The 13,245-nt window shown below is 66.1% G+C and carries 15 protein-coding genes; 8 read left to right on the top strand and 7 right to left on the bottom strand.

Translation table 11 applies throughout. The annotated features are described in order from the left end of the window. Nucleotides 1-16 precede the first annotated feature (16 nt). The gene (locus U1769_RS00260) at nucleotides 17-715 is read right to left on the bottom strand and encodes an esterase/lipase family protein (protein WP_332710668.1); all 699 of its coding nucleotides are present in this window, start codon (nucleotides 713-715) and stop codon (nucleotides 17-19) included. Beyond that, entirely contained in the window at nucleotides 712-1,407 is a 696-nt protein-coding gene (locus U1769_RS00255) for a TIGR02117 family protein (RefSeq protein WP_332710666.1), read from the bottom strand. The genes U1769_RS00260 and U1769_RS00255 overlap by 4 nt, the downstream gene beginning before the upstream one ends. Nucleotides 1,408-1,430: 23 nt before the next feature. Between U1769_RS00255 and phhA the strand changes: the two genes are divergently transcribed. Then, nucleotides 1,431-2,306: a phenylalanine 4-monooxygenase gene (phhA, locus tag U1769_RS00250; RefSeq protein ID WP_332710664.1), complete on the top strand. Its 876-nt coding sequence runs from the start codon at nucleotides 1,431-1,433 to the stop codon at nucleotides 2,304-2,306. Here phhA and U1769_RS00245 read toward each other — a convergent pair whose 3' ends face one another. Then, complete coding sequence (locus tag U1769_RS00245; protein ID WP_332710662.1) at nucleotides 2,307-3,284, bottom strand: 50S ribosomal protein L11 methyltransferase; 978 nt, start codon at nucleotides 3,282-3,284, stop codon at nucleotides 2,307-2,309. 184 nt (nucleotides 3,285-3,468) lie between these two features. Beyond that, on the bottom strand, nucleotides 3,469-4,167 hold the full coding sequence (locus tag U1769_RS00240) for an SDR family NAD(P)-dependent oxidoreductase (protein WP_332710660.1): 699 nt from the start codon (nucleotides 4,165-4,167) through the stop codon (nucleotides 3,469-3,471). A 107-nt stretch (nucleotides 4,168-4,274) separates the two neighbouring features. Here U1769_RS00240 and U1769_RS00235 point away from each other — a divergent pair, with 107 nt between their 5' ends. Then, the gene (locus U1769_RS00235) at nucleotides 4,275-4,802 is read left to right on the top strand and encodes a GNAT family N-acetyltransferase (RefSeq protein ID WP_332710658.1); all 528 of its coding nucleotides are present in this window, start codon (nucleotides 4,275-4,277) and stop codon (nucleotides 4,800-4,802) included. On the opposite strand, the gene U1769_RS00230 is transcribed toward U1769_RS00235, so the two are convergent. The 3 genes from U1769_RS00230 to U1769_RS00220 form a co-directional block, all read right to left on the bottom strand. Further along, entirely contained in the window at nucleotides 4,783-5,337 is a 555-nt protein-coding gene (locus U1769_RS00230; protein WP_332710657.1) for a P-loop nucleotide/nucleoside kinase family protein, read from the bottom strand. The genes U1769_RS00235 and U1769_RS00230 overlap by 20 nt on opposite strands. Before the next feature lie 274 nt (nucleotides 5,338-5,611). Continuing rightward, a complete protein-coding gene (locus tag U1769_RS00225; protein ID WP_332713554.1) occupies nucleotides 5,612-6,982 on the bottom strand; it encodes a methyl-accepting chemotaxis protein in 1,371 nt (456 codons plus the stop codon). Between the two features lie 20 nt (nucleotides 6,983-7,002). Beyond that, entirely contained in the window at nucleotides 7,003-8,346 is a 1,344-nt protein-coding gene (locus tag U1769_RS00220; RefSeq protein ID WP_443030193.1) for a methyl-accepting chemotaxis protein, read from the bottom strand. Nucleotides 8,347-8,562: 216 nt separating this feature from the next. Here U1769_RS00220 and sdhC point away from each other — a divergent pair, with 216 nt between their 5' ends. The 6 genes from sdhC (at nucleotide 8,563) to U1769_RS00190 (ending at nucleotide 13,213) form a co-directional block, all read left to right on the top strand. Then, complete coding sequence (sdhC, locus tag U1769_RS00215) at nucleotides 8,563-8,979, top strand: succinate dehydrogenase, cytochrome b556 subunit (RefSeq protein WP_332710654.1); 417 nt, start codon at nucleotides 8,563-8,565, stop codon at nucleotides 8,977-8,979. Between the two features lies 1 nt (nucleotide 8,980). Beyond that, the gene (sdhD, locus tag U1769_RS00210) at nucleotides 8,981-9,370 is read left to right on the top strand and encodes a succinate dehydrogenase, hydrophobic membrane anchor protein (protein WP_332710652.1); all 390 of its coding nucleotides are present in this window, start codon (nucleotides 8,981-8,983) and stop codon (nucleotides 9,368-9,370) included. Beyond that, the gene (gene sdhA / locus U1769_RS00205; protein ID WP_332710650.1) at nucleotides 9,370-11,172 is read left to right on the top strand and encodes a succinate dehydrogenase flavoprotein subunit; all 1,803 of its coding nucleotides are present in this window, start codon (nucleotides 9,370-9,372) and stop codon (nucleotides 11,170-11,172) included. The genes sdhD and sdhA overlap by 1 nt, the downstream gene beginning before the upstream one ends. Nucleotides 11,173-11,242: 70 nt before the next feature. Next, a complete protein-coding gene (locus U1769_RS00200; RefSeq protein WP_332710649.1) occupies nucleotides 11,243-11,707 on the top strand; it encodes a hypothetical protein in 465 nt (154 codons plus the stop codon). Nucleotides 11,708-11,711: 4 nt separating this feature from the next. Next, nucleotides 11,712-12,599, top strand: coding sequence for a glycoside hydrolase (locus U1769_RS00195; RefSeq protein ID WP_332710647.1), 888 nt, complete (start codon nucleotides 11,712-11,714; stop codon nucleotides 12,597-12,599). A 53-nt stretch (nucleotides 12,600-12,652) separates the two neighbouring features. After that, complete coding sequence (locus U1769_RS00190) at nucleotides 12,653-13,213, top strand: ATP-dependent Clp protease proteolytic subunit (RefSeq protein ID WP_332710645.1); 561 nt, start codon at nucleotides 12,653-12,655, stop codon at nucleotides 13,211-13,213. Nucleotides 13,214-13,245 lie beyond the last annotated feature (32 nt).

Below are 13,245 nucleotides of genomic sequence, written 5' to 3'. Positions count from 1 at the left end.
CGCCAGGCGGCGCCCTCTATTCCTTGCCCGCCAGAACCTTCGCGATCGCCAGCAGCACCTCGGGCCGCACCTGCACGCCCATATGACTGCTGCGCACCCGGATGTTGCGCGCACCGGGTTCCTGGCAGATCGCGCCGGCGACCAGTCCATCGCTCGCGCTCCAGATCGCGGTGGTCGGCACGGGCAGGGGCGAGGCCACTTCCTCGCCGATCGCCAGCACATGGGGATCGTCGATCTTCTCGCCGGATAGCCATTCGAACGCCCGCCACACATTGGTCGCGCGCGGCGATCCCGCGAAAGGTGAGCTCACCGTGATCACTTCGCGCACCAGCTCCGGCACGCGGTGCGCCGCCAGCCGCGCCATCATCCCGCCCAGGCTTACCCCGATCAGCGTCACTGGCTGGCCGGTCTCGTCATGAATCTCGCGGATCCGCGCGAACAGCTTCTCGCCCTCGGGGCCGATCGCCCGGCTGCCATAGTTGCGACCGAGCCCCCAGCCATAGGCACGGTAGCCGAGCCGGTTGAGATAACCGCGCAGTGCGAAGTTGGAGCGATCGGCATTGACCAGCCCGGGCAGGATCAGGATCGGTCGCCCATCGCCCTTCGGCCCGGTGGCGAGCGCTCGCCGCCGCCAGAAGAACTCGGCCAGCCCATAGGCACCGCGCGGCACTTCCGCCGCCCATAGCCACGGGGAGGGTGGTCTGGTGTCGTTCATTGGGCGAACCATCCTAGCACGGTCACGGGAAAGGGCGTCCAGGCGCCGATCCGCACGCCGGCATGGCGCAGCGCCTCGCCGGTCCAGGCGTTGCAGGTCCGGATCGCCGAATAATGGCCTCGCGCTTCGTAGAACGCATCGTAACCGGCATAGCCATATTGATGCGCCGGCCGCTGGCCGTTCTCGCTGCGAAAGGTGGCGCGGATGAAATCGGCAAGGCGGCGATACTCCTCGGGCCGCAGCGTGATCGCGCGGGTATCGGCGTCAACGCGCGGCTCGGGCAAATGGTCGACATGCAGCACCGTGCGCTCGCTGCCCACCGCCGCGGCCAGCACGGTCAGCGGCTTCACATCGGCCCAGGTCGGCGTCTCGACATAGAAGCCGCGGTCGCCCCAGCCGAACGAGACATGGCTATACGCCGCATAGCGCGGATCGCGCAGGTCTTCGGCGCGCGCCACATCGCGCCAGTCCACCCCGTCCGCCACCACCGGCACGACGATCCCGGTATGGATGCCATTGCTCTGGACATAGATGCGCACGCCCGTCGCCGCCTGCGTCCAGCCCGTGTTGGATGGAATGGATCCGCCGATCATCCCGGCCGTTGCATAAACGATCAGCAGGGCGATCAGCCCCGCCGCGACCAGGCCGGCGCGCTTTGCGACCGTTCGGGCGGGATGGATTTTCGGCCGCATCGCGAGTGTGATATGGTATTTCGATGACAGACGATACGCATGTTCTCGATCGTCCTCCCGCCGGCGCCGCGGCTGACTGGACGGTCCCGCAGGACTGGGCGCATTACAGCGCGGCGGAACATGCGGTGTGGGATACCTTGTTCGATCGCCAGGCGAAGCTCCTCCCCGGCCGCGCGTCGGAGGCTTATTTGCGCGGGCTCGACGTGCTGAAACTGTCGAAGCCCGGCATCCCCGATTTCGAGGAATTGTCCGAACGGCTGATGGGCCTGACCGGCTGGCAGGTCGTCGCTGTGCCCGGGCTTGTGCCGGATGACGTGTTCTTCGATCATATGGCCAATCGCCGCTTCGTCGCCGGCAATTTCATCCGCCGTCCCGATCAGCTCGATTACCTGCAGGAACCGGACGTGTTCCACGACGTGTTCGGCCATGTCCCGATGCTGGCCGATCCGGTGTTCGCCGATTATCTCGCCGCGTATGGCCGCGGCGGCCAGCGTGCGCTGGAGCTCGGCGCGCTCCAGCATCTGTCCCGGCTTTATTGGTACACGGTCGAATTCGGCCTGATCGCCGAGCCGGAGGGGTTGCGCATCTACGGCTCGGGCATCGTATCGAGCTTCGCCGAAACCCGCTTCGCGCTCGACGATCCAAGCCCGAACCGCATCGCCTTCGATCTGAAGCGGGTCATGCGCACGGAATATCGCATCGACGATTTCCAACAGAATTACTTCGTGATCCCCAGCTTCGACGAACTGCTCCGCGCCACCGTCGAAACCGATTTCGCCCCGCTTTACAAGGATATAATGGCGCAACCCGACGTGCCCGTCGCCCAGATCCTGCCGGAAGATCTCGTCCTGACTCATGGCACCCAGGACTACGCTCGAGAGAAGGCAGCCGCCCTCTAGTCACCAGCTCCCGAAGCCCGGCGTCTCCGCCTCTTTCCCACTATCCCGCACCGGCCGCCGCCAGCCAAGCAGCTGCCGCTTGCGCAACCGCAGGGTCGGCCATTCGCCCAGCATGGTCCGCCCCGCCAGCCACAGCCCCTCGCGGCGATAGGCGCGCGCTACCGTTTTCGCCTGCCCTTCGAGCAGCCCGGCCAGCACCAAAGTCCCGCCCGGCGCGAGCGCGGCGCCGATCGCCGGGGCCAGCGCGATCAGCGGTCCGGCCAGGATATTGGCGACGATCAGGTCGTACGGCGCCCGCCGCGCGATCAGCGGATGATCGAGCCCGGATGCGACCGCGAGCGCCAGCTGCCCCATGCCGCGGCCCAGCGCCACGCCGTTGAGGTCGGCATTCTCCGCCGTCACGTCGATCGATGCCGGATCGATGTCCGATGCCGTCGCATAGGCCCGCGGCCACAAATGCATCGCCGCAAAAGCCAGCAGGCCGGTGCCCGTCCCGATATCGGCGATGTTGCGGAACACTGCGCCGTGCCGCTTCAGCGCATCGAGCGTCCCCAGGCAGCCGCTCGTCGTCTCGTGCTGGCCGGTGCCGAACGCCCGGCTCGCCTCGATCCGGAATGCATGCGTCCCCGGCGGCGGCGTGCCGCGATTGGCATCGGTATGGACGTAGAAGCGCCCGGCATGGACGGGCTCGATCCCCGCCTGGCTCAGCGTGATCCAGTCCTGCTCGATCACTCGCTCGGCCCGCGCCTTGCTGCGCGCCGCGCTCGGCACCAGCGCGCGGATCGCGGCGATCGTCGCGGCATCGGGCTCGCTCTCGAAATAGGCGTCGAGCCGCCAGCTCTGCGCGTCGTCCATCACCTCTTCGCTGGTCATCAGCACCGGCGGCGGATCGAGCATCGCCAGCGCCGGAAAATCGACGTCGATCGCCTCCGCCTCGGCACGGGTGCAGGGCAAGGTGAGTTTCCAGCTATCGGCCATGACGCGCCACCATTCTCTTTTTAACTTGCTTCCCCGGCGAAGGCCGGGGCCCCGTCGGGGGACAGAACGAAACGGGTGTCGCACTGCATTTCAGGATCCGCCCAACTGGACCCGACCTTCGCCCGGGCAGAAGAAAGGCGGGCTGGGTGAAATGTCCACGGATAACCCAATCAGGCGAAATCCCTTATCGCACATAGCTCGCGCCGTTGACGTCGATCACCCCGCCGGTCATCGAGGGCGGCGCGTCCAGCGCAAGGAAGCGCGCCGTCTCGGCCACTTCCTCCGGCGCCGCAACCCGACCCAGGGGAATGTCCGCCAGCAATTTGTCGCCGCCGCGGCTCGCCAGATAGTCCTCGGCCATGCCGGTCATGGTGAAGCCCGGGCATACCGCAAAGGCCAGGATGCCCTCGGCCGCGTAGCCGCGCGCGATCGATTTGGTCATCGCCACCATGCCGGCCTTGGACGCGGCATAATGCCAGTGCGCCGGCGAATCGCCGCGATAGGCGGCGCGGCTGGCGATGTTGACGATCCGCCCGCTCGCCTTGCGCTCCTGCCAGTGGCGCACCGCCAGCCGGCACAGCTCGGCGGACGCGGTCAGGTTGATGCGCATCGTCCGTTCCCAGTCGGCCACCCAGGCGTCATGCGGCCGGTCGAGCGGATTTGCCTCGAACACCCCGGCATTGTTGATCAGCACGTCGATCCGCCCGTCGAGCCGCTCCAGCGCCGCCTGCCACAGGGCGGTCGGCGCTGCGGGATCGGCGAAGTCGGCGGGAATGCCGCTCGCGGTGCCATGCCCGACGAGCTTGATGTCGGGACGGTCGAGCGCGGTCGCGATCGCCGCACCGATGCCGCGGCTGCTGCCGGTGAGGAGGATATGGATCATGCCGCGCGACATAGCGCCGCTCGCCCGGCGGCGTCACCCCTGTTGGAGACGCCGGAGCTTGCATGCCACGATTGAAACGCGCGCGTCGCGCAGATAGCCTCGCCATCGTGGCAGAGGATCAGATCACCATCAGGGATGCCGCCGCGGCGGACCTGGACTGGCTGGCGCAGCTGTGGTTCGCCGGCTGGCAGGATGCCCATGCCGATATCCTGCCGGCGGCGCTCGCGCGGGTGCGGACCCTGGCGAGCTTCCGCGAACGGCTCGCCAACGCCCTGCCGTTGGTGCGCGTCGCGGTCCGGTCCCGGGCGCTCGCCGGCTTCGCGCTGCTCAAGGGCAACGAGCTCGATCAGTTCTACGTCGCGGCCGATGCGCGCGGCACGGGCGTCGCCCCGGCGCTGATGGCCGATGCCCTTGCACGGTTGCGCGGCAGCGGCGCGACCACGGCATGGCTCGCCTGCGCGATCGGCAATCAGCGCGCCGCGCGCTTCTACGAAAAGCTCGGCTGGCACCGTGCCGGCGTGATGACCAGCCAGCTGTCCACGTCGGCGGGCGTGTTCGAGCTCGACGTGTGGCGCTACGAGATCGGGCTCATGGCGAGCGACGGAGCGAAGATGCTCAAGCTGCAGCTATCGTGACGCCGATCCAGGATGATATCCTGGCAGCACAGGCTCTCGCATCGGCTGACGTCGTATCCACGGTCAGTCGATAGTCCGCGCCGTCATCGAACAGACTGCGATTGGCCGTCAGCCGCTCCAGGATGGCCGGGTCGCGCAGCTTTCGGCTGGTGCGCCGTCCGGGTTCAGCCACGCGACGCGCCCGCTCCCCGGCCTGACATTCGAGCGTGACGGACAGCAGCGGCACGCCCCGGTCATGCGCGAGGTTGCGGATCGCGCGCCAATGCGTTTCGGCAAAGCCGCTCGGCCCGCCCGTCGCGTTCACGCCGGTCAGGATCAGGGGCGTGCCGGTCGGCAGGGCCCGCGCATAGTCGAAGGCTATGTCCCGGACGGCGCTGACCGCCGCGTAATAAGCCGGGCTCGGATAGTCGGTGAGGGCGATCGCGACATTGAACATGCTATGATTGTCGAGCAGGCGCGCGCCCAGCAGATCCGCCAGTTCCAGGCCGATGGTCAGTTTGCCGACACCGGGCCATCCGTTGAGGCTGATGATCATGCGACCGGTTTGGGGTTCACCGCGAACGCCCGCAATGGGTCATCGCAAAAATCTCTATGATGCCTCCTGACCAAACCCCGACCGAAACATTGTACAGATCATTGTACAACATCTGCCAAAAAAATGTCAGCGACCGCATGACACTCCCGACGCGACACTGCCGCGTTGCTCGATTCAACCGCGGCGAACCCTGGCCTATCCCTTCAGACGCGGCGAGAAATCCGGCCGCACCTTTCTCATCGCCGGATACTGGAGGAACTCTCGGAGGATTCGCTTAAGCCGCGACACTCGCCGAGAAATTGTCCGCCGCGCCCTTCAGCCCGTTGAGCCGGTCGTCGACCTCGCCGAATTCCCGGCCCAGCGCATCGATCTCGCTTGCCACATTTTCGGTGTCCTCGCGGATCGTTGCGATCGTGTTGGACATCGAATCCGCGGCCAGTGCGGTCTCATCGACGGCGGCGGTGATCGCAGTGACGGTCTGCGCCTGCGCTTCCATCGCGAACCGGATGCGGTTGGCGCTTTCCTGCACGTCGGTCACGGTCGCCTTGATCGAGGCGTTGGTCTCGACGGTCGATCGCGTGGCGGACTGGATCGCCGCGATCTTGGTGGCGATGTCGTCGGTCGCGCGCGCCGTCTGGCTGGCGAGCGACTTCACTTCCTGCGCGACCACCGCGAAGCCGCGTCCGGCGTCACCGGCGCGCGCCGCCTCGATCGTCGCGTTGAGCGCGAGCAGATTGGTCTGCCCGGCGATGTCGCGGATCAGGCCGAGGATCGATTCGATCGACTGGGCATGGCCGCTCAGCGTTTCGGACATGCCTACCGCCAGGCTCGCCTGGCCCGAGGCGCGCGTCGCGATGTCGGCCGCCGCCTCCACCTCGCTGCGTGCCTCCTCGATCGCGCGGATCAGGCCGGCCGAGGTGCGTGCCGCTTCGCGCATCGCCATTGCCGATTGCTCGGCCGCGGCGGCGACTTCGGAGGTCTTGCCCAGCATGCCGCGCGCCGAAGCCGAGGCGCGCTGCGCCTGGACGCGGATGGTATTGCCCAGCGATGCCGCGCCCTCGATCGAATGCGCGATGCTCTCGCTGAACTGTGCCGATCGCGTCCGCCGCTCGTCGCGCGCACGCTCAACGTCGCGCGCGGCGAGATGCAACGCCATGACATTGGCCTCGACCAGGCCGAGCCGCTGGATCACGTCGGCGAGCCGGCGGAATTTCGCCTCGTCCTCGCCCACCTTCTCGGCGATCACCGCCAGCGTGCGGCTGTGCGCCCGGCCCATCGCCGAGAGCATCGCTGGCAGCGGGATGTTGTGCTTGTGCGAATCCGCGGCGTGGCGGAACGCCATCATCATCCAGGCATCGTCGAGCACGCCCTTATATTTGGCCTGCGTGTAAGCGGCGCTCTTCGCGACGCGCTTGCGTATCCGCTCGGCGTCGAAATGCTGGCGGATATGCGCGGTCGCCGGCAACGAGAGATAATGCTCCCAGAATTCCGTGGCGATGCTTTCCTCGCTGCCTTTGATCAGGCGCGCGATCTCCGCCGCGCCGGGAGCGATCGTCCGGTCCCAGTCATATTCGGCGATATGCTCTGCGATCGAACGCGAATCGCCGCTCCAGCCCCCAATGATCTCGGCATTCTCCTGCGCCATCGGTCCTTCTTCCCTCCTGCTCACGCGGCCACCTTCGCAACGAATGCGCCCGCGCTGTTCTTGAGCGTGCCAAGCCTACCATCCAGTGAATCGAAACCCTGTCCGACACGCTCGATCTCGCTCGCCACATTCTCGGTATCCTCGCGGATCGTCGCGATCGTGTTGGACATCGAATCCGCGGCCAGCGCAGTCTCGTCGACGGCGGCGGTGATCGCGGTCACGGTCTGCGCCTGGGTCTCCATCGCCACGCGGATGCGGCCGGCGCTCTCCTGCACCTCAGACACGATCGACTTGATCGACGCATTGGTCTCGACGGTCGAGCGGGTGGCCGACTGGATCGCCGCGATCTTGGCGGCGATGTCGTCGGTCGCGCGCGCCGTCTGGCTGGCGAGTGACTTCACTTCCTGCGCTACGACCGCGAAGCCGCGCCCGGCGTCGCCGGCCCGTGCCGCCTCGATCGTGGCGTTGAGCGCGAGCAAATTGGTCTGGCCGGCAATGTCGCGGATCAGGCCCAGGATCGATTCGATCGACTGGGCGTGATCGGACAGCGCTTCGGACATGCCGACCGCGGCGCCGGCCTCGCCCGATGCGCGCGTCGCGATCTCGGCGGCCACCTCGACCTCGGCGCGGGCGTCCTCGATCGCCCGGATCAGGCCGGCCGAAGTACGCGCCGCCTCGCGCATCGCCATCGCCGATTGCTCGGCCGCGGCGGCGACTTCGGACGTCTTGACCAGCATGCCCCGCGCCGCGGCCGAGGTGCGGATCGATTGCCCGCGGAGCGCGCCCGATTCCTGAGTCGCTGCCTCCACCATCGTGGCGATGCCGTCGCGGAAATCGGCGGCGAGCGTGTCGCGCCCGTCCTGGGCGAGATGCTCGCGATAGAGATTGTAGATCGCGACGGTGATCTCGCCCTCGATCGCGGAGAGCCGCATCAGCGTATCGATCAGCTCGGGCAGCTTCGCATCGTCGCCGGCCACTGCCTTGGTGATCACGCCAAGCGCGATCCGGTCGCTGGCATTGATCATCGACAGCAAGGCGAGCGGCGAGACACCGCCGACATAAGCGGCCGCAACTGACCGCTCGATCGACTCGATCCAGGCGCGGCCGGTCGTGTCGAGGAAGCGGTTGCGCAGGAATACGCAGCCGATCTCGATCATCTTTTCGGTTTCGTGCTGCGACCACACCCGGTCGTCGGCGAAGCAGCGCAGCCATTGCTCCCAATAGCCGGCCGAAATCGCCTGGACGCCCGGCTCGATCACCCGCCACGCCGCGCGACTCGCCGCGGCGAGCGATCCGTCAACGTCGAACACGCGCAGCCTTGCCGCGATATCTACTTTGGCGGCTATCGTGCCGGGTGCGGGCAAGTCACTGGGGATCAAGGGCGATACTCCGTACAGGCGATCCTCCGCTGCGATGCGGTCGCCGCCGGGTTAGCCCGATTAGGTTAAGGCGTGGTTAGGCGGCGGGCCGATTCCCGGCGAAACTGCGGATTGTCCCCGGCCGTCCGCGACCAATCCGCCTTGCATCGCAGCACATGCGGACTAATACGGCGCCACATTCGTCCGAGAGGATTTCCTGCCTTGGCTAGCGCACGTAACCCCGCCCGACCGATTTCACCGCATCTGACGGCGTGGAAATGGGGCGTCCACATGACCGTCTCGATCCTCCACCGCGCCACCGGCGACGGCATGGCGACGGTCGGCACGCTCCTGCTGGTGTGGTGGCTGGCGGCGCTGGCGTCGGGCAAGGAAGCCTATGCCGTCTTCATCGACACCTTCACTTATGCCGATGGCAGCCTGAACGCGCTCGGCTACATCATCGGCATCGGGCTGACCCTGTCGCTATTCCAGCACATGGCGAGCGGTATCCGCCATCTCGTGATGGATACCGGTGCCGGCTTCGAGCTGAAGCGCAACCGGATCGGCGCCTGGTCCACCATGATCGTCTCGGTCGTTCTCACCGCGCTCTATTGGGCCTATATCCTGGGGGGCAAATAAGATGGGCAACGGCACTGAACTCGGTCGCGTCCGCGGCCTCGGCTCCGCCAAGGAGGGCACGCATCACTGGTGGAACCAGCGGCTCACCGCCGGCTCCAACCTGTTCCTGATGCTGTGGCTGGTGATCTCGGTCGCCCGGCTGCCCGGCTATGATGCCGCCACCGTGCAGGGCTGGATCGCCTCGGCCTGGGTCGCGATCCCGCTGGCCCTGCTGATCCTTTCGGTGTTCTACCATTTCCGCCTCGGCCTGCAGGTGCTGATCGAGGATTATGCGCATGGCGAGGCCCGCGTCGCGGCCATGGCCGCCCTCAACTTCTTCGTGATCACGACTGCCGCGATCGCCATCTTCTCGATCCTCAGGATCGCCTTCACCGCCGGAGTCGCCGCCTGATGTCGGACGCTTACAAGATCATAGACCACACTTATGATGCGGTGGTCGTGGGCGCGGGCGGATCGGGCCTGCGCGCAACCATGGGCATTGCGGAGAGCGGCCTGAAGACGGCCTGCATCACCAAGGTGTTCCCGACGCGCAGCCACACCGTCGCGGCGCAGGGCGGCATTGCCGCCAGCCTCGGCAATATGGGGCCGGATCACTGGACCTGGCACATGTTCGATACCGTGAAGGGTTCGGACTGGCTCGGCGACCAGGACGCGATCGAATATATGGTCCGCGAGGCGCCCGCCGCCGTCTATGAGCTCGAACATGCCGGCGTGCCGTTCAGCCGCACCGATGCAGGCAAGATCTATCAGCGCCCGTTCGGCGGCATGATGCAGAACATGGGCGAGGGGCCCCCCGCCCAGCGCACCTGCGCCGCTGCGGACCGCACCGGCCACGCCATGCTCCACGCGCTCTACCAGCAGAGCCTGAAGTATGACGCGGATTTCTACGTCGAATATTTCGCGCTCGATCTGATCATGGAGAACGGCCAGTGCCGCGGCGTCATCGCGCTGTGCATGGACGACGGATCGATCCACCGCTTCCGCAGCCATGCCGTGGTGCTCGCCACCGGCGGTTACGGCCGCACCTATTTCTCCGCGACCTCGGCGCATACCTGCACGGGTGACGGCGGCGGCATGGTGCTGCGCGCGGGACTGCCGTTGCAGGACATGGAATTCGTCCAGTTCCACCCGACCGGCATCTACGGCGCCGGCGTGCTCATCACTGAGGGCGCGCGCGGCGAGGGCGGTTACCTGACCAACTCCGAGGGCGAGCGCTTCATGGAGCGCTATGCGCCATCCGCGAAGGATCTCGCTTCACGCGACGTCGTGTCGCGCTCGATGGCGATGGAGATTCGCGAGGGCCGCGGCGTCGGCAAGGAGAAGGATCATATCTATCTCCATCTCGACCATATCGATCCCAAGGTGCTGCACGAGCGGCTGCCCGGCATCACCGAGACCGGCAAGATCTTCGCCGGCGTCGATCTGACCCGCCAGCCTCTGCCCGTCACCCCGACGGTGCACTATAATATGGGCGGCATCCCGACCAATTATCATGGTGAGGTCGTCCAGCTGAAGGACGGCAACCCGGATACCGTCGTGCCCGGCCTGTTCGCGGTCGGCGAAGCGGCCTGCGTCTCAGTCCACGGCGCCAACCGGCTCGGCTCCAACTCGCTGATCGATCTCGTGGTGTTCGGCCGCGCGACCGGCCTGCGCCTCAAGGAGACGCTCAAGCCCAACACCTCGCACAACCCGCTGCCCAAGGGCTCGGAAGAACTGGCGCTCGGCCGGCTCGATCATTTCCGCAATGCCAAGGGCGGCTCGCCCACCGCCGAGGTGCGGCTCGAAATGCAGCGCACCATGCAGAAGCATTGCGCCGTGTTCCGCTCGGACGAGCTGCTCAACGAAGGCGTCGGCAAGATCGCCAAGACCTATGAGCGGATGACCGATATCGGCATCGAGGATCGCTCGTTGATCTGGAACACCGATCTGGTCGAGACGCTTGAGCTCGACAATCTCATTGCGCAGGCGGTGGTGACGATGAACTCGGCGGCCAACCGCAAGGAAAGCCGGGGCGCGCACGTCAACGAGGATTTCCCGGAGCGCGACGACGCGAACTGGATGAAGCACACCACGGCGACCTTTACCGGCTGGGCGGGCACCGGCGGCGCGACCAACATCGGCTATCGCCCGGTCCACGATTACACGCTCACTGACGATATCGACTATATCAAGCCGAAGAAGCGGGTTTACTGAAGTGCCATGGGCGTCAGGCAAATGGAGCAGAGCCTGCGCCCTTGCCATCTGCATTTCAGCTTTCTGCGGGTTGGCTCATCCCGCAGAGGCCCGTCGTATCAAGACTGGCAACGGCGACACGCTGGAAATCTCCTACAAGCCGGCGCTCCGCCTGATCTGGGCGGGGGCGAGCACTAACAGATTGATTTACGGAGACAGCTACCTCACGCTGTTTCCGGAAATGCTCAAGCTCATCGCAGAGACGGCCCAAGAGCATTCTGCGGATCGTTTTGCCATCACCGGTGCGTTCTGCATCAAGACCAACGACATGTATATTGGCATCAGAGCACAGTGCAAACTGCAGGCAGTGCCGCTCCGCCCCGGTGAGATGGTGGTCCCGAGACCGAAAGACGATCAACCCGTCTATTTCGTGACGCTCGATGCGCTGTCGGGTAAAGCCGATAGATCGTGGATGCGATCCTTGAACCTGGGCAGCGGCATCCGGGAAAGAGCCGAGATCGCACGGGCAGGCAGCGCCGGCGCGCAAATACCATGATGATGTGAATCGGTTCGTTAGCGCGATGATCCGGCATCTGTTTCTGGCCGTGGTTGCCATCGTGTCGACGTCCATTGCGGAACCAGTCATGGCGCCGCCGGCCTCGCTTGGCGTCGATCCCTTTTACGCCAGATATGTCGATGCCAGTGGCATCCCGATCCTGTCCTCGGCCAGGGTCCCCGATCAGGCGCTGCTTGCGGCGAAGGCGATCGTCGAGGCTATGCTCGCGCACCGCCCCGATCTCGCCCGCGTCCTGGTCGCCGAGCGCGTCCGCGTCGCGATCATGGCGCCCGATGAGAGCACGCTCGACCTGCCCGAACAGCGCCATTGGAAGAAACCGGCGCGCGACGATCCGCGCCTCACCTATTGCGAGCGCAAGCATTATGACGAGCGCATCGGCCGCCTCACTGACCGCGCTTATTGGAACGCCCGCGCGCGGGGCATGGCGGGGCGCCTGACCAGTGGCGCTACCGAGGACCTGCTCGGACAGCGCGCCTCGCGCTATTATGGCGAGACGATCTTCCTCCACGAATTCTCGCATGCCGTGCTCGACGCGATTAAACGCGCCGATCCGCTGCTCTATGCCGAGGTCGAGCGGGCTTATTCGGGCGCGCTGAAGGCGGGGAAATGGAAGCGCGAATATGCCTCGACCAGCATCGGCGAATATTGGGCGGAGGGCAGCCAGTTCTGGTTCAATTCCAACCGTATAGCGATCTTCGATGGGCGCCGCATCCTGTCCGACGCCGATCTCGCGGCCTATGATCCGGCGCTCCATGCCGCGCTGGGCAAGGCCTATGGCGCGTCGCACCATATCCCGGCCGACCCCTTTTACCTGAGCGACGCGCGCGTTCCGCCCGGCCCCTTGCCCGCCAACACTGCCGAGGTCTGCTGAATTATTTCGTCACGCCTGCGGAACATCACCAGCCGCGCTCGGTTACGCGCGGCATGAAAGACGCCAAATACCCGCTTCTCGCCAAGCCGCACATCCGCCTGTCCGGCCCGGTCGACCAGTTCATGTACCAGAGCTTCCGCCAGCAGCTCGATGCCTGCCCGGAGCAGGGGACGCTGGTCATCGCGCTGACCACGCTCGGCGGCGATCCGGAGGTCGCGCGCACCATGGCCGACGATATCCGCCTGCTGGAGGATCATGACGGCCGCGAGATCCTGTTCCTCGGCAAGGTCGCGGTCTATTCCGCCGGCGCGACCTTCATGGCCGCCTTCCCGGTCGACCGCCGCTTCCTCACCCGCCACACGCGGCTGATGATCCACGAACGGATCATCTCGAAGCAGCTCAACATCAACGGTCCGCTGCGCATGTGCATCGCCAGCCTCAAGGCGACCCTCCACGAGATCGAGCATTCGATCCTGATCGAGGAGGAAGGCTTCCGCGATATCGTGAAGGGCAGCCGGGTCGATTTCGAGGACCTGCGCGAAAAGGCCCCGGCCAACTGGTATATCGAGGCCGAGGAAGCGCGCGACCTGGGGCTGGTGCTGGACGTGATCTGAACCGGACGGAGTGCCTGCACCCATTCTGCACA

The sequence above is a fragment of the Parasphingomonas zepuensis genome (assembly GCF_036663735.1).
Lineage (GTDB): Bacteria > Pseudomonadota > Alphaproteobacteria > Sphingomonadales > Sphingomonadaceae > Sphingomonas.
This window is presented reverse-complemented; position numbering and strand designations above follow the sequence as displayed.

What these genes read in the sequence shown, in the direction of transcription:
- U1769_RS00260 (WP_332710668.1), bottom strand. Translation starts at nt 715, where the DNA reads ATGAACGACACCAGACCACCCTCCCCGTGGCTATGGGCGGCGGAAGTG.
- U1769_RS00255 (WP_332710666.1), bottom strand. Translation starts at nt 1,407, where the DNA reads ATGCGGCCGAAAATCCATCCCGCCCGAACGGTCGCAAAGCGCGCCGGC.
- phhA (WP_332710664.1), top strand. Translation starts at nt 1,431, where the DNA reads ATGACAGACGATACGCATGTTCTCGATCGTCCTCCCGCCGGCGCCGCG.
- U1769_RS00245 (WP_332710662.1), bottom strand. Translation starts at nt 3,284, where the DNA reads ATGGCCGATAGCTGGAAACTCACCTTGCCCTGCACCCGTGCCGAGGCG.
- U1769_RS00240 (WP_332710660.1), bottom strand. Translation starts at nt 4,167, where the DNA reads ATGATCCATATCCTCCTCACCGGCAGCAGCCGCGGCATCGGTGCGGCG.
- U1769_RS00230 (WP_332710657.1), bottom strand. Translation starts at nt 5,337, where the DNA reads ATGATCATCAGCCTCAACGGATGGCCCGGTGTCGGCAAACTGACCATC.
- U1769_RS00225 (WP_332713554.1), bottom strand. Translation starts at nt 6,982, where the DNA reads ATGGCGCAGGAGAATGCCGAGATCATTGGGGGCTGGAGCGGCGATTCG.
- sdhD (WP_332710652.1), top strand. Translation starts at nt 8,981, where the DNA reads ATGGGCAACGGCACTGAACTCGGTCGCGTCCGCGGCCTCGGCTCCGCC.
- sdhA (WP_332710650.1), top strand. Translation starts at nt 9,370, where the DNA reads ATGTCGGACGCTTACAAGATCATAGACCACACTTATGATGCGGTGGTC.
- U1769_RS00190 (WP_332710645.1), top strand. Translation starts at nt 12,653, where the DNA reads ATGAAAGACGCCAAATACCCGCTTCTCGCCAAGCCGCACATCCGCCTG.